This window comes from Streptosporangium sp. NPDC049376, from assembly GCF_044466505.1.
GTDB lineage: Bacteria > Actinomycetota > Actinomycetes > Streptosporangiales > Streptosporangiaceae > Streptosporangium.
Window position 1 is genome coordinate 52,879 of the sequence record NZ_JBITMT010000009.1, and the last position, 20,955, is coordinate 73,833.

A 20,955-nucleotide genomic window follows, 5' to 3' on the forward strand; every position below is an offset into this window, starting at 1 on the left:
GACGGCCTCACGACCTGCGCCTGAGCCCGGCCAGGCCCGCGACGACCGCCCCGGCCAGTACGGCCGCCGCCCCGGCGAGCAGCCGCTGCTGGGCGCGCACCCGGCGCCTGACCTGGGCGTAGGGCACCGTGGAGAAGGAGACCAGCTCGTACCGGGACACGTAGCGGCCGGGCAGCGCCCGCTCCAGCCGGTGCTCGACCCCCTTGACCAGCCGGAACACCGGAGAGGCGACCTTGTCGCGCATCTCGATGAAGTTGTCCAGGGCCATCTCGGCGATCGCGTCGGCGTTCTCCTTGCGCCGCCGTTCGAACAGCGGCAGGGCGCTGGACCAGGAACCGCCGGTCTCGTCGAGACACTGGTCGAGCACGACCACGTCCTCGAAGCCGCAGTTGGCTCCCTGGCCGTAGAACGGCACGATCGCGTGCGCCGCGTCACCGATCAGGCCGACCCTGCCGTCCGACTGCCAGGGCGCGCAGCGGACCGTGCCGAGCAGGCCGACCGGGTTGTGCGTGTAGTCGTCGACCAGGGTCGGCGCCAGCGGCACCACGTCCGGGTAGTTGGCGCGGAAGTGACGTTCGACGGCCGCCGGGCTGCTCAGCGAGGCGAAGCTCCCGGTGCCGCCGGTCGGCCAGAACATCGTGCAGGTGAAGGATCGGTCGGGGTTGGGCAGCGCGATCATCATGGACGTGCCGCGCGGCCAGATGTGCAGCGCGCCCGGGTCCAGCGCGAACTCCCCGTCGACCGCGGGGATCGTCAGCTCCTTGTAGCCGTAGTCGAGGAAGTCCAGGCTCTCCTCGATGTCCCGGTGCGCGAGCAGCTGCCCCCGTACGGCGGAGCCCGCCCCGTCCGCGCCGAGCACGACGTCGGCGACCGTCTCGACCGGCCCGTCGGCCGTCTCGAAGGTCATCGCCCCGGTCGCCGGGTCGAGCCCGGTCAGCCGGTGGCCGAAGAAGACCTTCACCCCGGGGGCGGCCTCCGCGGCGTCCAGCAGCGTGTTGTTGAGCGCTCCCCGGCTGATCGAGTTGATCGCCATCTCGCCGTCGTGGCTGTAGGGCTGGAAGTCGAGCGGGCCGCTCACCGGGTGGATCATCCGGCCGCGCATCGGCAGCGCGTCGGCCATGACCCGCTCCTCAAGGCCGATCCTGCGCAGGGCGTCCCTGCCGCGCTCGGAGATGGCCAGGTTGATCGACCGGCCGCGCTCCGGCTTACCGGTACGCGGGTCGGGGCGGCGCTCGTAGACGGTCACGTCGAGGCCGCGACGGGCCAGATAACAGGCGAGCAGGCAGCCGGTGAGCCCGGCGCCGACGACGGCAACGGTCACGACTCCTCCTGGACACAGTCGGCCAGCGCGACGGCGGCGCGCCAGCAGTCGTGGTAGGTCGAGTAGAGCGGGGTCGGCGCCATCCGGACGATGTCCGGCTCACGGGCGTCGGTGACGACCCCGTGCTCCCGGCGCAGCCGCCAGGCCAGCTCCGCGGCGCTGCCGCTCCCGATCCGCAGGGAGAGCTGGCAGCCCCGGCGCCCCGGCTCCCGCGGGGTGACCACGCTGAGCGGCCGGGAGGGGACGACCACGTCGAGCAGGCTCTCCAGGTATCCGGTGAGCCGCACGCTCCGGGCCCGCAGCTCGGCCATCCCGACCTGGTCGAACAGTTCGAGCGAGGTGCGCACCGGGCCCATGGCGTAGATCGGCGGGTTGGAGATCTGCCAGGCGTCGGCGGTCGCGGGCGGCCGGGAGACCGGGGCCATCTGGAAGCGGGTCTCCTGCTCGGTGCTCCACCAGCCCTCGAAGCGCGGCAGCGTGGGGTCGCCCAGGTGCCGCTGGTGGACGAAGACGCCGCCGAGGGCGCCGGGCCCGGAGTTGAGGTACTTGTAGGAGCACCAGGCGGCGAAGTCCGGCCCCCACTCGTGCAGGCTCAGCGGAACGTTCCCTGCGGCGTGCGCCAGGTCCCAGCCCACGACCGCCCCGGCCGCGTGCCCGGCCGCGGTGATCGCGGGGATGTCCATCAGCTCGCCGGTCAGGTAGTTCACCCCGCCGAGCATCACCAGCGCGACCGTCTCGCCCTCCCTGGCCAGGAAGTCGAGGACCTGCCGCCCGTCGCGGAGCCGTACCACCGTGGTCTCCGGGTCGAGGCCGTGGAAACGGGCCTGGCTGCGCACCGCGTAACTGTCCGAGGGGAAGGCCGTGTCCTCGATGACGATCTTGGTGCGCCGCCCCTCGGGCCGGTAGAACGACACCATCAGCAGGTGCAGGTTGACCGTCAGCGAGTTCATCACCACGGTCTCCTCGGGCAGCGCGCCGACCAGACGGGCGGCGGGCTCGGTGAGCAGTTCGTGGTAGGGCAGCCAGGGGCGTTCGGCCTCCATGTGACCCTCGACGCCGAGTCTCGCCCAGGCCTCCAGGTCGGCGAGCAGCTCCGTCCTGGTCGCCCTCGGCTGCAGGCCGAGTGAGTTGCCCGCCAGGTAGGCGCTCTCCGGGTAGTCCCCGCCCTCCGCCGGCGGGACGAGGAAGAGGTCCCGGTTGCCGGGATCCTCCGCGTCGCGCCGCAGCGCCTCCTCCTGCATCTCCTGGATCGACAGGCCGGTTCTCAACGAGTGGGTCATACGTCTCTCTCTTCACACGTGGGCTGCGAACCGGCCGCGGCGAGGTGCGGGCCGCTGGTTCCCCCATGATGACGGCGTACAGCGGGGCAAAGGAATGCCGTATCAACGGGTGTATCTGGATATAGGTGCTGATTGGTGCTTACATTGCGGCTTTCACCTTCCGAATGGAAGGGCACCGTACGAGATGGCATCCTGATGCGGTGATCCGCCCAAGGCCGTCCCTCCCTCCGCCCCCTCCCACGGCCTCCTCCGGGATCACCCCCGCGACCGTCTCCGGAACCGATCTCCCGACGGCCTCCGGGGTCTCGCCCGTGGCTCCCTCGCCCCTCACCGAGCTGTGCGACCCCCGCCTCGCCGGGGCCGGTGTACGGCTGCTCCTCAAACGTGATGATCTCATCCACCCCGATCTTCCGGGCAACAAGTGGCGCAAGCTCCGATACAACCTGACACGGGCCGCCGAACTGGGGCACGACACGCTGCTGACCTTCGGGGGCGCCTACTCCAACCACCTGCGGGCCGTCGCCGCGGCCGGTGCCCGCTTCGGGTTCCGGACCGTCGGGGTCGTGCGCGGGGAGGAGCACCTGCCGCTCAACGAGGTCCTGGCCTTCGCCGTCGGGCGCGGGATGCGGCTGACCTACCTCGACCGCACCACCTACCGGGCCAAACACACCGCCCCCGTGATCGAGACGCTGCGGGAACGGTTCGGCCGGTTCTACCTGCTGCCCGAGGGCGGCAGCAACGCGCAGGCCGTACACGGCTGTGCCGAACTGCCCGGGGAGATCGCCGTGCCGTACGACGTCGTCTGCTGCCCGGTCGGCACCGGCGGCACGCTCGCGGGCATCGCCGCAGGTCTGGAGCCCGGACGGCGGGCGCTCGGCGTCTCGGTGCTGCGCGGCGGAGGGTTCCTCACCGAGGAGGTCACCCGCCTGCAGACCGAGGCGTACGGCCACGCCTCCGGCAACTGGTCGATCGCCCTCGACTTCCACTCGGGCGGTTACGCCAGGAGCGACGCCGCCCTCGACGCGTTCGTCACCGACTTCACCGCCCGGCACGGCCTGCGCCTGGACCGGATATACGTGGCCAAGATGATGCGGGCGATCTTCACGATGACCGAGGACGGCGTCTTCCCGCCCGGCACGGTGCTCGTCGCCGTCATCACCGGCCCCATGACCCCTCCCCCCGGCTGACCCGGCTCAGCTCCGGGCGGCGCGTTCGATCGCCACCCCCACCCCGTCGAGCAGGTGGTCCAGGCCGGCGCGGAAGTCGTCGTCAGGACCGGCCCCCGGGTTGGGGGCGAACGCCCCGGCCCGCACGGCGCCGGCCAGCGCGGGGAACCGGCCGGGGTCGACCAGCTCGGTGAGCAGGACGGCGTACGCCTCGTCGGCCCCCTCCCCCGGTTCTGCGGCCATGGACGTCAGGAGCTGGGCCGCGCCACGCACGTAGTGCGTCACCAGCATGACCACCGAGATCCGGGTCCGCAGGTCCAGCGGTGTGCCGCCGAGGGTGCGCAGCGCGGCGTCCAGCCAGGCGAGCTGGCCGGGATCGGCAGGCGGGGAGTTCACCAGCTGGACGATCCACGGATGCCGCGCGTAGACGCCGAACAGCTCGACGGCCCACCGGGTGAGTGAGCCGCGCCAGTCGGCCGGTGCCGTTTCGAACTCCGGCGGCGGGCCGGGGGCGGCGTCCAGCATGAACAGCCGCAGGTCGTCCTTGCCCGCCACATGCCGGTACAGCGACATGGGCGCGCAGCCGAGCCGCTCGGCGAGCCGGGCCATGGACAGCGCGACCAGCCCCTCCTCGTCGGCGAGGGCGACGGCCGCCGCCACGATCCGCTCCAGGCTGAGCGCGGGCGCGCGTCCCCGCCCCTTCGGCTTGGCCCGCCCCCACAACACGTTCAGCGCGTGCGGCAGCTCGTTTCCGGTGTCGTCCCGCATTCCAGGAGCCTATCAGTTTGCGTATGACATACGCCTTGCGTAGGTCATACGCCTTGCGTATAAGGTACGCAATAAGCGTATGTCATACGCATCCCACTCAACCCCCTTGGAGTCGTCATGCACACGACGATCGACAGCCCCCAACCGGCACCGGCCCGCCGCCGTCCGTGGTGGAGACGCCCCTGGACGGCGCCCCTCGGTCTGGTCATGGCCGGGTTCCTCGCGTTCTCGCTGCCGCCGTACCTGACCGGCGACCCGTCGCAGTCCCGGGTGCCGCAGCCGGAGGGGTTCGGCCTGCACTACCCGCTGCTCGTGGCGCACGTGCTGTTCGCCACGATCGCCATGGTCACCGCGTTCTTCCAGGTGTGGCCGTGGTTTCGCAGGCGGCACCCGGTGTGGCACCGGCGCGCCGGACGGGCCTACGTGTTCGCCGGAGTGTTACCGGCCGGGCTGACCGGCCTGGTCATCGGGGCGCGCTCCCCGTTCGGGCTGTTCCTCGCGGTCAGCGACGTGATCCTCGCCCTGCTGTGGCTCGCCTTCACCGTGGCGGGCTGGCGCGCCGCCCGCGCCCGCCGGTACGCCGGTCACCGGCGCTGGATGCTGCGCAGCACCGTGCTGACCTACTCCATCATCACCAACCGGGTGTGGACCGCGATTCTGATCATCGTCCTGCCCCCGCTGCAGGACACCGTCTTCCACGGCGACCCCGACCTGATGGCGTGGACGATCTCCGGCCTGTCCGGCTGGCTCGGCTGGACGGTCCCGCTGCTGATCGTGGAGTGGTATCTGGAGCGCGAGGTGGCCCGCCGTGGCCGCCGCACCGCACCCGCGACCTGACCCCGAACCCCGGAACCACCGCAGCCGGTTCCGGGGCGTTCGCCTCACGACTACCCCGAACCCCAAAACCGCATATTTCCCGCTATTCGCGGGCATGCCATCCGGCGTCGAGTACGCCTCCATCCGACCACGACACGAGGACGACGGACATGCGGCTCACCCTCGCCACCGACCCCGCCTCCCCGGACCGCCCCAACGAGGACTTCGTCGGGGTCACCTCCGGCGCGGTGGTTCTCCTGGACGGGGCGGGCGTCCCGAGCGGCATGGAGTCCGGCTGCTCACACGGGGTCGCCTGGTACGCCCGCACGCTCGGCTCCACCCTGCTGGCCGAGGTGACCCAGAGCGCCGCTCCCCTGGCCGAACTGCTCACCAGGTCGATCAAGACCGTCGTCTCGCTGCACGACTTCACCTGCGACCTGTCCCACCCCGGCACCCCCTCGGCCACGGTCGCGATGCTGCGCCGTACGGACGACGCCCTGGAATGGCTGGTGCTGGCCGACTCCGTGATCATCATCGACACCGGTACGGCGGAGCCGACCGTGCTCAGCGACGACCGGCTCGAACGGACCGGCGTGCTCCACCGGACCGAACTGGACGCCCTGACGAACGGAACCCCCGAACACTCCGAGGCGCTACGCCGCTACATCGAGATCATGCGCGGCCACCGCAACCGTGAGGGCGGCTTCTGGGTCGCCTCGGCCGACCCCCTCGCCGCCGCACGCTCCCTGACCGGATCCGTCCCCGCCGAACGGGTACGGTCCGCGGCCCTGCTCAGCGACGGCGCCTCCCGCCTGACCGACCTCTTCGGCCTGGCCACCTGGCGACAGCTCCTCGACCTCCTCACCCGCGACGGCCCGCAAGGACTGATCGCCCAGGTCCGCGCCGCCGAACACGACGACCCGTACGGCTCGCACCGGCCCCGCCACAAAACCCACGACGACGCCACCGCCGCCCTCTGGACGTTCCGGTGAGCCCTCCCCTTCGGCCGGGTCGCGGCTCGATCGGGAAGTCCCGGCGTCCTCGGCCCTTCGCCCACGACGGCCCGCGGCCAGGTCGTTCCGACACGGCGGCGGTGACCCCATGTCCGTGCGAAGTGCCTGCCCGACCGGGGACACTGGAACGGTGTCTGAGACCTCCCGTCCCGCGCCGCCCGTGACCAACGTCTCGATCGTGGTCCTGACGTTGGCGCACCAGGTCGAGGCGGAGCTGAACAGGGCTCTGGCGCCGTTGGATCTGACGGTGAGCAGGCTGGGGCTGCTGGCGCACATCAAGGCCGTGCCCGGGGTGTCGTTCAGCGACCTGGCACGCATGTCGGGAATCACCGTGCAGAGCGTGCACACGGCGGTGAAGACGCTGGAACGAGCGGGACTGGTGCGCGACAGCAGTGCCCGTGCCGGCTCCGCGTCGGTCATCGAGGTGACAGCCGAAGGCGCGCGCCTGCTACGAGCGGCGCAGGAAGCGGCAGACCAGGTGGACGAGCACCTGTTCGGCCCGGACTCCGACCCGACGCGCCGACGGGTGGGCGAGGCCATCCGGGCAGCCTTCCGTACCGCCGGCTGATCCCTCCTCGGCGGCCTGACCGCCGTACGTCTGCGAACCTCATCTTTCAGGCTGACTGAAGCATGGTCTAGGCTTCAGTTAACCTGAAGGCTGAAGGGAGACATCCGTGCTGGAAGACGTCCTGTTGGTGGTACATGTCCTGGCCGCCATCGTGTTCGTCGGCGGCTCCGCCGTCGCGACGAGCCTGTTCCCCCGCTACGCGCCTCTCGCCGCGGCCGTTCCCCCAGACGCCCCATCCGACCAGGGAGAACGCAGTCCCGCTGTCGCGACCGCGATGCACCGCATCACCCGGGGCTACGCCGTGGCCGGTCTCGCCGTTCCCGTGGCCGGTCTCGTCCTCGCGGCCGTGCAGGGCCGGACGGGAGAGATCTGGATCACCCTGTCGATGGTCCTCACCGCAGGAGCGGCGGGCCTGCTGGTCACCCAGATCGTCCCGCGCCAACGTGCGGCACTCGACACCCCCGGCCCGGCAGCACCACTGCGCAGGCTGTCCATGCTCGCCGGGCTGTACAACCTGATCTGGGCGGTCGTCGTGATCATGATGATCGTCCGCCCCGGATCCGAAGCATGAGCCGTGCGTCTCTCGGCATCCCGCGTCGGGCAGGAAGGAGCGATCCTGACGAGTCCCTCCCCAGGCCAGGCGTGACCGGAGCCTCCGCCCCCGAGCCCGCCCGATACGCCGAAGGCTCCGGAAGTGGAACCGGTGTGGTTCCCGCCGACCGGGCCTGGCCGCCCCGCACGCTGACCGAACGGCGGCTACGGCACGCGTCACCGACTCCCGGCTACTGGATGGAGACGCTGCCGATGAACTCCCACGTGTTGCGCTGCTCGGGCCCGAGAGCACCGAGTATCCGGCTGTTGCACCTGTCTCCTCTGTAGAGGATGGCCGCCGTGTTGGTCCGGTTGGTCGCCGAGAGCCGCCCCATGACGGTGTAGCAGCCGCTGGGGTTGTGGTGGCGACGGCCGTTGATCCACAGCGTGCCCTTCGCCGCCCAGGCCGAGCCGGACGGAACCACGACCACGGCCGTGGCGGCGACGACGGTGGCCAGGGCGGTGGTGAACAGAGGGCGGGTCAGGCGCACGAGATGGTCCTTCCATGAGGTGGATGACCTCACGGAACATAACCAGCCATGATCAAAAGTAGTCGATCGATCGCCCAGTGTTTCGGTAAGGGCGCCGCCACCTCCGCCCACACGATCCAGATGAGCCGATCGTGAATGCTGTCGTAGTGCGGCGATTCGGCGGTGGATGCCGGTGACTCACACCCAACCGTCCAGAGTCGCCATGAACTCCTCATGTCGGCCGTACCACACGCTGTGGCCGGCTTCCGTGACCGAGCGCACCGCGAACCCGCGGGCACGGAGGTGGTCAGCGGCCTCCTGAGAGATGTACTGACTGGGCTCGGCGCGAATCATGAGTGAGGGAGCGACAAGAGGAGGGGTGTTGTCCGGACCCCCCACGCGCCTGGCGTGCAGGCTCACGGTCGTGGCGACGTCGAACAGCTTGGCCGCATCCGCTTCGACCTCGATGTCACGCTCGCTCCACCAGGGCCTTTCCCGCCGCAGGCTCTCCACCGTTCGGGCGGACTTGCTCTCCTCCAGTCCAGCGGCGAACGCGGCGACGTCGAGATGGGCACGGCCAGGACCGAACGGCGTCTCCACGTAGACAACGCGCTCCGGTCGCAGTCTGGAGACGGCGGCGGCCAAAACCGAGCCGCCCAGTGAATGGCCCATCGCAAAGGCGGGACGTGGGGGGACTGACTCCAGCACCGAGGCGGCGAACCATTCGATATCACCGTCAGGATTACGCTCGGACTTCCCGTGTCCGGGGAGGTCGACGGCGACCACGTGGTAGCCGCGCTCCGCGAGAGCCGGGCCGACCTCCCACCAGGAACGCGAATCCCCCATCATGCCGTGAATGAGCACCGCCGTACGGTCACCGTCGCCCCACTCAAGTGTGTTGAGAGTCATGGTCGAGAGCGTACGCAGAGACTCTGAATCCGGAGATCACCCTGGTGCGGCCGCTGAGGGGCGAACTGGCCACCCATCCACCAGGCGGCGCCGATCCGCCCGCACGCCGGTCAGGATCGGGTCATCACTCACTTTCGAGACGGCGCGGACGAACGGACGCGGGAAGCCCTCCGGCACAGGAGGTCATGAAGTCCCGCTGAACAGCAGAAGGCCAGGTCAGCCGAATGACGGCGACCTGGCCTTCTGTCTATGAGCCGACGAGGGGAATCGAACCCCTGACCTACAGTTTACAAGACTGTTGCTCTGCCGATTGAGCTACGTCGGCATGGTCAACTGATGAGTGTAGTCGGCCCGCACCGTGGACGTCACCGACGGAGCCCCCGAAACGCCGATTTCCGTACAGTCAGGCCGCCGCGAGACTGCGACGGCCAAGAGACAGCCGGAGCGGTACAGGACGGGCGGACGCCACCCCGGCTGGGAAAGGTCAGCGGCGGCGGTGGCGGGCCACCTCGTACAGGGCGATGCCCGCGGCGACACCCGCGTTGAGCGACTCGGCGGCGGCGTGCATGGGGATGCGCACCACCAGGTCGCAGGACTCGGCGACCAGGCGGGACAGGCCCTTGCCCTCCGAGCCGACCACGACGACCAGGGGACCGTCGAGGAGGTTGGCCTTCTCCAGGTCAACGCTGCCCTCGCCGTCGAGGCCGACGACGAACAGGCCCGCCTCGCGGTACTCCCGCAGGGCGGAGGTCAGGTTGGAGGCCCGGGCGACGGTCAGGGTGGCCAGCGTGCCCGCCGAGGTCTTCCAGGCCCCTCCGGTGACCCCGGCCGAGCGGCGGGAGGGAACCAGCAGGCCGTGGGCGCCGAAGGCGGTGGCCGAACGGGCGATGGCGCCGAGGTTACGCGGGTCGGTGACACCGTCGAGCGCGACGATCAGCGGCACCTCCCCGGCCTCCTGGGCGATGCGCACGAGGTCGTCGGGGTGGGCGTACTCGTACGGCGGGATCTGCAGGGCGACGCCCTGGTGGATGCCGCCTTCGGTGAGCCGGTCCAGCTTCTCCCTGCCGACCTCAAGCAGCGCGATGCCCCGCTCGGCGGCGAGCCGTACGGCCTCCTTGACGCGGTCGTCGTTGTCGATGCGCAGGGCGACATACATGGCGGAGGCGGGCACACCAGCGCGTAGCGCCTCCAGGACGGGGTTGCGCCCGCCGATGTACTCGGGGGCGTCCTCGCTGCGCCTGGCACGCGTCTGCGGGCGCTGGGAGGTGGTCCTGCCGGTGCGCTCCTCCCGCTCGACCCGCTCGGCCCTGGCCTTGTCCTTGTGCCAGTGCCTCATGTGCGCCGGCGGGGTCGCCCCCTTGCCCTCAAGGCTTCGGCGCTTGTTACCGCCCGTGCCCTTGGTCGGACTCTTCTTCTTCGCGGGTCGTCCGGACCCTCTACCGCCAGCAGCCATGGTGTCTAGGGTATGGCCTGCGCCTACCGGGAAAGTTCCCAGCGCGGTCCCTGGGGGGTGTCCTCGACGAGGATGCCCGCCTGGGCCAACTGGTCACGGATGCCGTCGGCCGCCACGAAGTCCTTACGGGCCCTGGCCGCCTGACGCTGCTCAAGGGCCACCCTGACCAGCGCGTCCACGGTCGTACGCAGGCCGGAGTCGTCGCCGGAGGAGCGCCACTGCTCGGAGCGCGGGTCGAGACCGAGCACGTCGAGCATGTTCTGCGTCTCGGCCAGGAGCCTGGCCACCTGCTCCTTGTTGCCCTGGGCCAGGGCGACGTTGCCCTCCTTGACCACCTCGTGCACGACCGCCAACGCCTGCGGGGTGCCCAGGTCGTCGTCGAGCGCGTCGGCGAACGCCTGGGGCAGCGGCGCGTGGGCGTCCACGTCGTGGATCACCTCGGCCGCCCTGGTGACGAACCCCTCGATGCGCTGGTAGGCGGCGGCGGCCTCGGCCAGCGCCTCCTCGGAGTATTCGATCGCGGAGCGGTAGTGCGGGGCGGCCAGGTAGTAACGCAGCTCGACCGGGCGGACCTTCTTGGTCACCTCGGGGATCAGCAGGGAGTTGCCGAGCGACTTGCTCATCTTCTCCGCGCCGATCTTGAGCATCCCGTTGTGCATCCAGTAGCGGGCGAAGCCGTCCCCGGCCGCCTGCGACTGGGTCAGCTCGTTCTCGTGGTGCGGGAAGATCAGGTCGACGCCGCCGCCGTGGATGTCGAAGGTCGGGCCGAGATACTTGGTCGCCATGGCGGAGCACTCCAGGTGCCAGCCGGGACGGCCGCGCCCCCAGGGGGTCGGCCAGGTCGGCTCGCCGGGCTTCTCGCCCTTCCACAGCGCGAAGTCGCGCGGGTCGCGCTTGGCGGAGTCGGTGTCGGTGTCACCGGCCGCCCACATGTTCTCCAGGCGCTGGTTGGACAGCGAGCCGTACCGGTCGGCGTAGGAGACGACGTCGAAGTAGACGTCTCCGTTCGAGGCGTAGGCGTGGCCGGCGGCGATGAGCCGCTCCATCAGCTCGATCATCTCGGGCACGTGGCCGGTCGCCCTGGGCTCGACGGTCGGCGGCAGGCAGCCGAGCACCTGGTAGGCCCAGGTGAAGGCGCGCTGGTTGCGCTCGGCGACGACGAACCACGGCACGCCCTCGGCGGCCGCGACCCTGATGATCTTGTCATCGATGTCGGTGACGTTGCGGCAGAACGTGACGTCGTACCCCGACCGGATCATCCACCGGCGCAGCACGTCGAAGTTGACGCCGGAGCGGATGTGCCCGATGTGCGGAGGAGCCTGCACGGTGGCACCACACAGGTAGATCGACGCCCGGCCGGATTCGACCGGAACGAACTCGCGGACCGTACGTGCGCTGGTGTCGTATAGGTGCAGGCTCACGGAGGAAAGGCTAACGCCTTACCTCACCTCACAAGCCGTGTTACGAGACGTTGGGGCTTAGCGACGGCACTTTTTATGGCAACGAGGGCGAATGTCGCCCCACGCATTCCCCGGTCACCCGTGCAGATGCACCTTTTCCGGGATCACTCGGACGATCAGCCGCTGCGTGTCAGGACGAGATTCCTCCCAGGCCTTGCCGGTGTATTTGTGCGCCAGCTCCTGGATGAGAGAGCCCGTCGGGTCCTCCGTCACCGTGACCCTCCCGCGCACCTCCGCGTAGCGGTAGGGGTTGGCGTGGTCGATCACCACGACGGCGGTCCTGGGGTCGCGGGCGAAGTTACGGTCCTTGCGCCGCCCCCTGACCGTGGAGAACACGATGTCGTCACCGTCGGTCTTCACCCAGATCACGCTGGCCTGCGGGCTGCCGTCCTCGTTCAGACTCGTCACGGTGGCGAAGTTCGCCGCGTCGAAGAGCGCCCGCACGCCATCGGATAGTTCGGACAACTTTCCTCCTTGTCGTGCTTCGATGCACAGATCATGCCAGGTGTCGATTCTGTAGGCTCGGAGCGCCATGGACGTGAAATCCCCCGCGGCGGCAGGCCCCGCCTCCCGCCCGTCCTCGATCCCGCCCGCCCAGCCGAGCAGGACCGCCGTCGCGCTGCGCCGTACCGGGATCGCCCTGGTCGGTGTCGGTGTCGCCGCGCTCGCCGCGGCGGCGTGTGTGCTCTCCTTCGAGGACCTGCGGGCCCTCGCGATCACCGGTGAGGCCCCCGCGGACCTCGCCTACCTCTATCCCGCCGCCTTCGACGCGCTGCTGGCCGTCGCGCTGATCGCCCTGCCCCTGCTGCGGGGCGCGCGCTGGCCGATCCGGCTGCAGGCGGGCGCGGTCCTGGTCCTGCTCTTCGCGGGCGCGGTTGCGGCCGAGACGGCCACCGCCGTACGGGCCACGATCGACGTACGGCGTGCCGCAGTGGTCGTGGCCGTCTTCCCCTGGGTGGCGCTGTTGCTCGCCCTGTGGCTCTGGCTGCTGCTGATCAACCACGCGGCGGCCAGACGGGCGGCGGCGAACGCCGTGGACACGACGCCGGAGAGCGGTACCGGCGACATCGTGCCCTTCCCCGACGGAGACCTGCCGACCGCCGAGTACCCCGTCCCACTCGCCCGGCCGGAGCATCGGGACCACCCGGGGTGGCACGAGGAGCCGGTGCACCACCGGCCTTCCGAGGTGGTGCTCGACCCGCAGGCCGCTCCCCCTCTTGATCCGGCGCCGCACCACGCCCCGTCCGCCGCGCCTCCCGCCTCCGACCCGGTCGTCGGCCCGACGGCCGCCCCGGAGACTCCCGAGGTCCCCACCGCGCCGGAGACCCCCGATCCGGTCCCCGCCCCCCGCGCGGAGGCCGACCCGGACAGGCCGCTCCGCTGGGGCGATCTGGTACGGCCTCACCCCGGCGACCAGCTCGTCCACCCGCCGCGCTCCGCCGTACAGGACGCCCTGGAGGAGCCCGGAGGGCGGGTCAGCGAGCGGGTCGAGACCTGGGAGGCCGAGCACCCCGGCCAGGCCCCGGAGAAGGCCTCCGAGAAGTCTCCGGAGGAGACCACGGGGAAGGCCACAGAGGAGGACGAGCGGCCCGGCGACGAGGATCCGGGCGAGGACACCCAGCCGATGGCCGCGGCGACCGACGAACCGGATGAGCCCGGCGACGCCAGGAGGCGGCGTGCGACCGTCGTCGATGACGACGACCTGGACACCACGATGCCCGACCTGGAGGTCGTGCCCGGCGAGGAGAGCGCCGCGCCGCCCTCCGGGCGGATGCGCAGCACTCCCGTCCCGCCGCAGGAATAGCTTCGGGAACAGGCGAATCGGGCCGGCTCCGGGGCCTTGGAGGAGCCGGCCCGGTCTGGGGGCCGCGTTGACGCGGACGGTGTCGTCCCCGCGTGGGTCAGACCCTGGATCGCCTCATGCTCGCGACCAGGCCGACGCCTACGGCGGCGAGGACGACCTGCATGACGAGTTCGATCCAGTCGATCCCGTTCGTGGTCGCCACCCCGAGCACCTGGGCGATGGCTGTGCCGATCAGCGCGGCGACGATGCCGACCACGACGGTCAGGACCCATCCGATCGGCTGTCTACCGGGAAGCAGGAGACGACCCAGGGCGCCGACGACGGCGCCGATGACGATGGCCCCGAGAATGGATGCGATGGTCATATCGTGAACCTCCCAGTGAGGTGACCTTCACGCTCACGGGAGATCGGCTACCCCCTACGTCACGGATATTCCTAGGAACGGCAAAATTCCGGCTCAGTGCGTCTTCCTCGCCTGCATCTGAACCACCAGCAGCACTCCGATCACCGCGAGCGCGAGCTGGATGATGTGCTCCCACCAGTTGATGCCCCTGGTGTGGGTCAGTCCGAGCGCCGCCGCGATGGCGGTGCCGATGAGTGCCGCGACGATACCCACGATGAGCGTCAGACCTATCGACAGGTTCTGCCGCCCGGGAACTATCAGACGGGCGAGGGCACCGATGATGGCACCAATGACGATCGCGGCGATGATCGAGCCAATCATGTCCGGCTCCCCCCGATGACGAGACATGGTCAATAAGGGGTTACCCAGGACATTCGCCGATCATTCCGGAAAAGAAGGTGGCCCGTACCGCGCCAGTAAACGGGCCACCTCGAATGCGGCGACGGGTCTTCACGCGCCACCCGCCGGAACGCTTTCGCGCTCCGTATCAGGAGACGCCCGGCTCCGGAGAGTGGTTGACCACTATCGCGGTCGCGATGGCCGCGACGCCCTCGCCACGCCCCGTCAGCCCGAGACCGTCGGTGGTGGTGGCGCTGACGCTCACCGGTGCCCCCACGGCGGCGCTGAGCGCCCTCTCAGCCTCCGTACGGCGTGGCGCCAGCTTGGGACGGTTCCCCACGATCTGGACGGCCACGTTGCCGATCTCGAAGCCCGCTGCGCGCACCTGCCTCGCGGTCTCCTGAAGGAGGACGACGCCGGAGGCGCCCGCCCAGCGAGGATCCGCGGTGCCGAAGAGACCGCCGATGTCGCCCAGGCCCGCGGCCGACAGCAACGCGTCGCAGGCTGCGTGAGCCGCGGCGTCGCCGTCCGAGTGCCCGGCCAGACCGGTTTCGCCCGGCCAGTGAAGTCCCGCGAGGTGCAACTCGCGGCCCGATGCGAACGGGTGGACGTCGACCCCGACGCCCACCCGTGGAAATGTTGTGTTCAGGAGTTGAGAACCTCGTCGAGCAGGGCCTCGGCCTTGTCTTCGTTGGTCTTCTCGGCGAGCGCGAGCTCGCTTACCAGGATCTGCCTCGCCTTGGCGAGCATACGCTTCTCTCCTGCGGAGAGCCCGCGCTCCTTGTCACGCCGCCACAGGTCGCGAACGACCTCGGCCACCTTGTTGACGTCACCGGACGCCAACTTCTCCAGGTTGGCCTTGTAGCGGCGGGACCAGTTGGTGGGCTCTTCGGTGTGAGGCATGCGAAGCACGTCGAAGACGCGCTCAAGGCCCTCCTGGCCGACGACATCGCGAACACCGACGAGTTCGGCGTTGTCAGCCGGCACCTGGACGGTAAGGTCGCCCTTGTCGACCTTGAGAACCAGGTAGGTCCTTTCCTCACCCTTGATGGTTCGGGTCGTGATGGCCTCGATCCGAGCAGCCCCGTGGTGGGGGTAGACGACAGTGTCGCCGACCTGGAAAGTCATGTGACAAGTACCCCTTCCGCTGTACTCAAGAGTACCACGTATCCACAGCCTCCCGGAACAGTGAAATCACCATAACTGCAGGTCAAAGCCGCATATTAAGGCTTGACAAGTGTTCGACTCTGTGAATCAGCGCTGTGAAAGGCCTCCGCGACCTGCGGACCACACCTCCCCACGATGGGGCGGGTCGGCGGAAAACCTGGCGAAGTCCACGGATAGGGTTGGCTCTGCCATAGCCTCGTGTTTGACAAGGAGTACCCGCACCGTGACCCGCAACAGCCGTCACTGGGCGATCGCCGCCGCCGCGTTCCTCGCAGCCGCCCCGGTCCTGGCCGGCTGCGGTGCCGGGTCGGACGCGATCACCAGCATGCCCTACACCCCGACCGAGGCCCTCAGCGTCCAGGTCAAGGGCATCGCCGTCTCCCAGGCGTTCTTCCTGGGCCCCGACTCCGGCTCGAAGCTGGCCGAGGGCGGCGCCACGCCGCTCTACCTGTCGCTGCTGAACACCACCAAGGAGGCCGACCAGCTCATGGGCCTCGGCGTCGACCCCGCCTTCGGCACCGCCAAGGTCGTCTCCCCGGTGAACCTGCCCGTCCAGCAGCGCGTCAACGTCGGCAAGCCGACCCCGACGATCATGATCGAGGGCCTCAAGAAGCCGCTCAGCGGCGGCGAGAGCATCCCGGTGCAGCTGCAGTTCGCCAGAGCGGGCGTCATCACCCTGACGGTCCCGGTCATCACCCGCAGCCGCGAGTTCGCCGACCTGCCGCAGGCGCCCGCCTCGACCGCCGGCGCGAGCCCCTCAGCCAGTGCGAGCCCCTCGCCGAGCACGAGTCCCTCGGCCGGCGCGACCGACGCCGCGCCCGCGGACCCCAGCGATCCTGCCGAGCCTACGGCTCCGGCCACCAGCGCGCCCTGACTCTTTGCGACGCCTTCGGCGTCGCGGGTTCGGGCGCTTCGAGCCGACGCTTTCCCTCGTCACTCCGTCACTCCGTCGCTTCGCTCCCGCGTTCCTCAGTCCAAGCGTCGGCGCGCCCGAACCGTGTCTCTTCGCGCCGCCTTCGGCGTCGCGGGCTTGGGCGCGTCGGTGCTTTCCCTCGTCGCTGCGCTCCTGCGTTCCTCAGTCCAAGCGTCGGCGCGCCCGAACCGGGTTTCCCTGCTCCGCCTTCGGCGTCGCGGGCTTGGGCGCCGTCGGCGCCCAAGCTGAAACTCCTCACGCTGAGGGCCGGTAAAGCACAAGAGCGAAACTCTTCTGTTTGGCGCCGGTAAAGCACGGGGTGGAAAACGCTCAGCGTTCGAGGCCTGGGAATATAACGATAAATCCGGAAAGGGGCACAACCCGTTTGGGTTGTGCCCCTTTCCGGATTTTTGGTTAATCCTCGGCGGGGTCGAACTTGTAGCCGAGGCCCCGTACGGTGAGGATGCAGCGGGGGTTGGAGGGGTCGGCCTCCACCTTGGCGCGCAGGCGCTTCACGTGTACGTCCAGGGTCTTGGTGTCACCGACGTAGTCGGCGCCCCAGACGCGGTCGATGAGCTGGCCTCTGGTGAGCACCCGGCCCGCGTTGCGCAGCAGGACCTCCAGCAGCTCGAACTCCTTCAGCGGGAGCTGCACCTGGTCGCCGCGGACGGCGACGATGTGGCGGTCCACGTCCATCCTGACGGGACCGGCCGACAGGACGGCCGATTCGAGCTCCTCGACGTCGCCCTGGCGGCGCAGTACCGCGCGGATGCGGGCGACCAGTTCCCTTGAGGAGAACGGCTTGGTCACGTAGTCGTCGGCGCCGAGTTCCAGCCCGACGACCTTGTCGATCTCACTGTCCTTGGCGGTGAGCATGATCACCGGGACGTTGGAACGCTGACGGAGGGAACGGCAGACCTCCGTGCCGGGCAGTCCCGGCAGCATCAGGTCGAGCAGCACCAGGTCCGCGCCGTTGCGGTCGAAGGTGTCCAGCGCCTCGGGGCCCGTGGCCGCGACCGCGACCTCGAAGCCCTCCTTGCGCAGCATGTACGACAGGGCGTCCGAGAAGGACTCCTCGTCCTCGACAACAAGCACGCGAGTCACTGCGCGGCCTCCAAGGGGATGGTGGTGTTACCGGGTACGGCAGCCGCCGCGCCGCCGAAGGCGGGCAGGCGAAGTGTGAAGGTGGAGCCCGACCCTTCCTTGCTCCACACCGTCACCGTGCCGTTGTGGGCGGCGGCGACGTGTTTGACGATGGCCAGGCCCAGGCCCGTGCCTCCGGTCGCGCGTGACCGGGCGGCGTCCACGCGGAAGAACCGCTCGAAGATCCGCTCCTGGGCGCTCTCCGGGATGCCGATGCCCTGGTCGCTGACGCTTATCTCGATCGAGTCGCTGTGCGGCCCGGCGGTCCGCGCGCTGACCACGACGCGGGTGTGCTCGGGGCTGTAGGCGACGGCGTTGTCGATGAGGTTGCGCAGCGCGGTGACGAGGAGGTCGTCGTCGCCCCATATGCGCAGCCCCTCCGCGCCTCCCGCGACGAGGGTGATGTCCTTGGCCGCGGCCGTGGTGTTGCAGCGGTCGATGGCCTCGTGCACGACCTCGTCCACGGGGACGGGGCCCGGGGTGGGGATGGGTTCGGCCCCCTGGATGCGGGACAGGGTGATGAGGTCCTGAACGAGGTAGGTGAGCCGGGCGGCCTCGTGCTGCATGCGCCCGGCGAACCGGGTGACGGCCTCGGGGTCGTCCGCGGCGTCCTGGATGGTCTCCGCGAGCAGCGAGAGCGCGCCGACCGGCGTCTTGAGCTCGTGGCTGACGTTGGCGACGAAGTCACGCCGTACGGCCTCGACCCTGCGGTGCTCGGTCTGGTCCTCGGCCAGCACCAGCACCTGCCCGTGCGACCCGAGCGGGGCCACCCGTACGGCGAAGCTCGTCGAGTCCTGGCCGAACTTGTGGCCGGCGACCTCGATCTCGCTCTCGCGGATCTCGCCGTCCCTGCGCACCTGCCTGGCCAGCGCGAGCAGTTCGGCCGCCATCAGGTTCTCGCCCCTCACCAGGCCGAACGCCCGCGCGGCGGAACTGGCCCGCAGCACCCGGTCCTCCTTGTCGAGCACGACCGCCGACGACGGCAGGACAGCCAGCACCGAGGCGACGCCCTGCGGCAGCGTGGCGGGCTCGGGTGAGTCCGACGCCGTGGGAGCTCCCCGTCCCACGTTCTGACGGACGACCATCACGGCCAGCGCCCCCACGACGAACCCGGCCAGGGCGGCCAGACTCGCCATCAGTTCACTCACATGCTCCTCCTGTCCGCTTCAACGTCCTTGATGGTAGGCGGGGCTTTCCCCATTGGGGCAGCTCATGGGGGCATGACCAAGGCCTTTCCCGCAAAGTTCACTTTACGGTCGAGGTTCGTTCACTGTTACACACATACGGTGAGGGCCATGCGCGACGCCTACCATGATGAGCTCGACGCCCTCACGGGCCGGCTGGTGGAGATGACCCGACTCGTGAGGTCGGCGATCTCCCGGGCCACCACCGCACTCCTGGACTCCGATCTTCAACTCGCCGAGAGCGTGATCTCCCAAGACGAGGAGGTCGACCGGATCTTCTCCGAGATCGAGGCTTCGATCTTCGGCCTGATGGCCACCCAGCAACCGGTGGCCGTCGACCTGCGGGTGGTCATCGCGGCGCTGCGTATGGGTACCGACCTCGAACGGATGGGCGACCTGGCCGAGCACGTGGCCAAGGTGGCGCGGCTGCGGCACCCCGAGTCGGCGATCCCGGCGGAGGTTCGCGCCACGATCGTTGAGATGGGCCAGATCGCCGAGCGCCTGGTCACCAAGGCCGGCAGTTGCATCGCCTCCCGCGATGTGGACGCCGCCCTTGAGCTTGAGGACGACGACGACGCGATGGACAAACTGCACCGCAGGCTGTTCAAGGTCCTGATGGCCCCCGACTGGAAGCACGGCGTCGAGCCCGCCATCGACGTGACGTTGATCGGGCGTTACTACGAGCGTTACGCCGACCACGCGGTGCGCGTCGCCCGCGACGTGGTGTACCTGGTGACCGGCACCCGCTCGCCCGACGCCGCCGACCTCGCAGACCTCGCCTAGACCCCGTTCAGGCCCGTCCAAGGCCGCAGGCAACGCGAAAGGGGCCCGCCGACCGGCGGGCCCCTTCGACGTGTCCGAGGTTGTCCGGGGGTTACCTGCCCTGGTTGGCCACGGCCTCGATCGCCGCCTTCGCGGCCTCGGGGTCGAGGTAGCGGCCTCCCCTGGTCACCGGGGTGAAGTTCTCGTCCAGGTCGTAGACGAGCGGGATGCCGGTGGGGATGTTGAGTCCCGCGATCTCGTCGTCGCCGATCTTGTCCAGGTGCTTGACCAGCGCCCTGAGCGAGTTGCCGTGCGCCACGACGAGGACGGTCCTTCCCGAGGCCAGGTCGGGCACGATCGCGTCGTACCAGTACGGCAGCATGCGCTCGACGACGTCCTTGAGGCACTCGGTCTTCGGCAGCAGTTCACCGGGAAGCAGCGCGTACCGGGCGTCGCCCGCCTGGGAGAACTCGTCGTCGTCGGCGATCGGGGGCGGCGGGGTGTCGTAGGAGCGGCGCCAGAGCATGAACTGCTCGTCGCCGAACTCGGCGCGGGTCTGCGCCTTGTCCTTGCCCTGCAGCGCGCCGTAGTGACGCTCGTTGAGCCGCCAGGACCTGACGACCGGCAGCCACAGCAGGTCGGCGGCGCCGAGCGCGAAGTTGGCCGTCTGGATCGCGCGGGTCAGCACCGAGGTGTGGACCACGTCCGGCCGCACTCCCGCGTCGTTCAGCAGCCGCCCGCCGCGCCGTGCCTCCTCCTCGCCCTTGGCGGAGAGCCCGGCGTCCACCCATCCGGTGAACAGGCCCTTAGCGTTCCACTCACTCTCACCATGCCGAAGCAGCACCAATGTCGCCATGCGGCCAAGCTTAGTGGGGCCCCTCGGCACCTCCCCGGGGACGCTCAACAGGCGAGACACCCGGCACGGCCCCGGCGCGGCGGGTCAGCGGGCGGGGTCGGCGAACCTGGCGAAGGCCTGGAGGTTGGCGAGCGACTCGCCGCGTTTGGCCCGCCACTCCCACTCCCTGCGGATGGAGGAGGCGAAGCCGAGTTCGAGCGCCCGGTCGAAGCCCTCGTCGGCGTAGGTGAGCACGCAGCCGAGCACCCGGTCGATCTCCTCGTCGGAGACCGCGGCCAGCGGGACGCGGCCGACGAGGTAGACGTCGCCGACCGGGTCCAGGGCGAAGTGCACGCCGTACGTCGAGCCGTTCTTGGTCAGCAGCCAGCGGTAGAACTCGGCGTGGTTCTCGTCGGGCTGACGGCAGAAGAACGCCTCCACGTGCAGGACGTGGTCGCCGACGATGAGCCAGGTCATGGTCGCGAGTTTGTGCTGGCCGGGGAGCCGTACCAGGAAGGCGCCCGGCCTGGGCTCCTCGAAGGACGCCTCGGCGGCCCGCAGCGCCGCCTCGATCACCTCACGCATGCGCC

24 protein-coding genes and 1 tRNA gene are annotated in these 20,955 nt (G+C 69.9%); 8 read left to right on the forward strand and 17 right to left on the reverse strand.

From position 1 onward, the window contains the following. Positions 1-7: 7 nt before the first annotated feature. Both ACIBVQ_RS22785 and kynU read right to left on the reverse strand, forming a co-directional pair. Positions 8-1,321, reverse strand: coding sequence for an NAD(P)/FAD-dependent oxidoreductase (locus ACIBVQ_RS22785; RefSeq protein WP_352014688.1), 1,314 nt, complete (start codon positions 1,319-1,321; stop codon positions 8-10). Next, positions 1,318-2,601, reverse strand: coding sequence for a kynureninase (gene kynU, locus ACIBVQ_RS22790; protein WP_399179743.1), 1,284 nt, complete (start codon positions 2,599-2,601; stop codon positions 1,318-1,320). Before kynU ends, ACIBVQ_RS22785 begins: the two co-directional genes overlap by 4 nt. A 311-nt stretch (positions 2,602-2,912) precedes the next feature. Between kynU and ACIBVQ_RS22795 the strand changes: the two genes are divergently transcribed. Further along, positions 2,913-3,788, forward strand: a complete 876-nt coding sequence (locus ACIBVQ_RS22795; protein WP_399179745.1) for a 1-aminocyclopropane-1-carboxylate deaminase/D-cysteine desulfhydrase — start codon at positions 2,913-2,915, stop codon at positions 3,786-3,788. A gap of 6 nt (positions 3,789-3,794) precedes the next feature. On the opposite strand, the gene ACIBVQ_RS22800 is transcribed toward ACIBVQ_RS22795, so the two are convergent. After that, positions 3,795-4,535 carry a TetR/AcrR family transcriptional regulator gene (locus ACIBVQ_RS22800; RefSeq protein WP_399179747.1) on the reverse strand — a complete coding sequence of 247 codons (741 nt, stop codon included), beginning with the start codon at positions 4,533-4,535 and terminating at the stop codon, positions 3,795-3,797. Between the two features lie 117 nt (positions 4,536-4,652). Between ACIBVQ_RS22800 and ACIBVQ_RS22805 the strand changes: the two genes are divergently transcribed. From ACIBVQ_RS22805 to ACIBVQ_RS22820, 4 genes are all read left to right on the forward strand, one after another. Continuing rightward, positions 4,653-5,372, forward strand: a complete 720-nt coding sequence (locus tag ACIBVQ_RS22805; protein WP_399179749.1) for a DUF2306 domain-containing protein — start codon at positions 4,653-4,655, stop codon at positions 5,370-5,372. A 149-nt stretch (positions 5,373-5,521) separates the two neighbouring features. Then, positions 5,522-6,343, forward strand: a complete 822-nt coding sequence (locus ACIBVQ_RS22810; protein ID WP_386188405.1) for a protein phosphatase 2C domain-containing protein — start codon at positions 5,522-5,524, stop codon at positions 6,341-6,343. Between the two features lie 151 nt (positions 6,344-6,494). After that, positions 6,495-6,932: a MarR family winged helix-turn-helix transcriptional regulator gene (locus ACIBVQ_RS22815; protein ID WP_352014682.1), complete on the forward strand. Its 438-nt coding sequence runs from the start codon at positions 6,495-6,497 to the stop codon at positions 6,930-6,932. 106 nt (positions 6,933-7,038) lie between these two features. Next, entirely contained in the window at positions 7,039-7,503 is a 465-nt protein-coding gene (locus ACIBVQ_RS22820; protein ID WP_399179752.1) for a hypothetical protein, read from the forward strand. A 211-nt stretch (positions 7,504-7,714) separates the two neighbouring features. On the opposite strand, the gene ACIBVQ_RS22825 is transcribed toward ACIBVQ_RS22820, so the two are convergent. From ACIBVQ_RS22825 to ACIBVQ_RS22850, 6 genes are all read right to left on the reverse strand, one after another. Then, a complete protein-coding gene (locus ACIBVQ_RS22825; RefSeq protein WP_362781226.1) occupies positions 7,715-8,014 on the reverse strand; it encodes a hypothetical protein in 300 nt (99 codons plus the stop codon). A 177-nt stretch (positions 8,015-8,191) separates the two neighbouring features. Continuing rightward, a complete protein-coding gene (locus ACIBVQ_RS22830) occupies positions 8,192-8,902 on the reverse strand; it encodes an alpha/beta fold hydrolase (protein WP_399179754.1) in 711 nt (236 codons plus the stop codon). A 252-nt stretch (positions 8,903-9,154) separates the two neighbouring features. Further along, a tRNA-Thr gene (locus ACIBVQ_RS22835) sits at positions 9,155-9,227 on the reverse strand. A 159-nt stretch (positions 9,228-9,386) separates the two neighbouring features. Then, the gene (rlmB, locus tag ACIBVQ_RS22840) at positions 9,387-10,355 is read right to left on the reverse strand and encodes a 23S rRNA (guanosine(2251)-2'-O)-methyltransferase RlmB (RefSeq protein ID WP_352014679.1); all 969 of its coding nucleotides are present in this window, start codon (positions 10,353-10,355) and stop codon (positions 9,387-9,389) included. A gap of 23 nt (positions 10,356-10,378) precedes the next feature. Then, positions 10,379-11,776 (reverse strand): cysteine--tRNA ligase, encoded by a 1,398-nt coding sequence (cysS, locus tag ACIBVQ_RS22845; RefSeq protein ID WP_362781224.1) that lies wholly within the window; start codon positions 11,774-11,776, stop codon positions 10,379-10,381. Between the two features lie 114 nt (positions 11,777-11,890). Further along, a complete protein-coding gene (locus ACIBVQ_RS22850; protein WP_352014677.1) occupies positions 11,891-12,280 on the reverse strand; it encodes a PPOX class F420-dependent oxidoreductase in 390 nt (129 codons plus the stop codon). A 67-nt stretch (positions 12,281-12,347) separates the two neighbouring features. On the opposite strand from ACIBVQ_RS22850, the gene ACIBVQ_RS22855 reads away from it, so the two are divergent. Then, positions 12,348-13,619 carry a DUF2637 domain-containing protein gene (locus ACIBVQ_RS22855; protein ID WP_399179757.1) on the forward strand — a complete coding sequence of 424 codons (1,272 nt, stop codon included), beginning with the start codon at positions 12,348-12,350 and terminating at the stop codon, positions 13,617-13,619. A gap of 97 nt (positions 13,620-13,716) precedes the next feature. Here ACIBVQ_RS22855 and ACIBVQ_RS22860 read toward each other — a convergent pair whose 3' ends face one another. The 4 genes from ACIBVQ_RS22860 to ACIBVQ_RS22875 all read right to left on the reverse strand — a co-directional run bounded on the left by ACIBVQ_RS22860 (position 13,717) and on the right by ACIBVQ_RS22875 (position 15,489). Then, the gene (locus ACIBVQ_RS22860) at positions 13,717-13,983 is read right to left on the reverse strand and encodes a GlsB/YeaQ/YmgE family stress response membrane protein (RefSeq protein WP_352014675.1); all 267 of its coding nucleotides are present in this window, start codon (positions 13,981-13,983) and stop codon (positions 13,717-13,719) included. 93 nt (positions 13,984-14,076) lie between these two features. Continuing rightward, positions 14,077-14,343 (reverse strand): GlsB/YeaQ/YmgE family stress response membrane protein, encoded by a 267-nt coding sequence (locus ACIBVQ_RS22865; protein ID WP_352014674.1) that lies wholly within the window; start codon positions 14,341-14,343, stop codon positions 14,077-14,079. Between the two features lie 166 nt (positions 14,344-14,509). Next, positions 14,510-14,989, reverse strand: coding sequence for a 2-C-methyl-D-erythritol 2,4-cyclodiphosphate synthase (ispF, locus tag ACIBVQ_RS22870; RefSeq protein WP_362915163.1), 480 nt, complete (start codon positions 14,987-14,989; stop codon positions 14,510-14,512). A gap of 17 nt (positions 14,990-15,006) precedes the next feature. Beyond that, positions 15,007-15,489 carry a CarD family transcriptional regulator gene (locus tag ACIBVQ_RS22875; RefSeq protein WP_012887713.1) on the reverse strand — a complete coding sequence of 161 codons (483 nt, stop codon included), beginning with the start codon at positions 15,487-15,489 and terminating at the stop codon, positions 15,007-15,009. 262 nt (positions 15,490-15,751) lie between these two features. On the opposite strand from ACIBVQ_RS22875, the gene ACIBVQ_RS22880 reads away from it, so the two are divergent. After that, complete coding sequence (locus ACIBVQ_RS22880; protein WP_352014672.1) at positions 15,752-16,402, forward strand: copper chaperone PCu(A)C; 651 nt, start codon at positions 15,752-15,754, stop codon at positions 16,400-16,402. Positions 16,403-16,855: 453 nt separating this feature from the next. Here ACIBVQ_RS22880 and ACIBVQ_RS22885 read toward each other — a convergent pair whose 3' ends face one another. Both ACIBVQ_RS22885 and ACIBVQ_RS22890 read right to left on the reverse strand, forming a co-directional pair. Then, entirely contained in the window at positions 16,856-17,545 is a 690-nt protein-coding gene (locus ACIBVQ_RS22885) for a response regulator transcription factor (RefSeq protein WP_352014671.1), read from the reverse strand. Then, complete coding sequence (locus tag ACIBVQ_RS22890; RefSeq protein ID WP_362915252.1) at positions 17,542-18,720, reverse strand: ATP-binding protein; 1,179 nt, start codon at positions 18,718-18,720, stop codon at positions 17,542-17,544. The genes ACIBVQ_RS22885 and ACIBVQ_RS22890 overlap by 4 nt, the downstream gene beginning before the upstream one ends. Positions 18,721-18,879: 159 nt before the next feature. Between ACIBVQ_RS22890 and phoU the strand changes: the two genes are divergently transcribed. Then, complete coding sequence (gene phoU, locus ACIBVQ_RS22895; protein ID WP_352014670.1) at positions 18,880-19,551, forward strand: phosphate signaling complex protein PhoU; 672 nt, start codon at positions 18,880-18,882, stop codon at positions 19,549-19,551. 91 nt (positions 19,552-19,642) lie between these two features. On the opposite strand, the gene ACIBVQ_RS22900 is transcribed toward phoU, so the two are convergent. Then, complete coding sequence (locus ACIBVQ_RS22900) at positions 19,643-20,386, reverse strand: phosphoglyceromutase (protein WP_399179761.1); 744 nt, start codon at positions 20,384-20,386, stop codon at positions 19,643-19,645. Between the two features lie 84 nt (positions 20,387-20,470). Beyond that, positions 20,471-20,950, reverse strand: coding sequence for a YbjN domain-containing protein (locus tag ACIBVQ_RS22905; protein ID WP_352014668.1), 480 nt, complete (start codon positions 20,948-20,950; stop codon positions 20,471-20,473). Positions 20,951-20,955 lie beyond the last annotated feature (5 nt).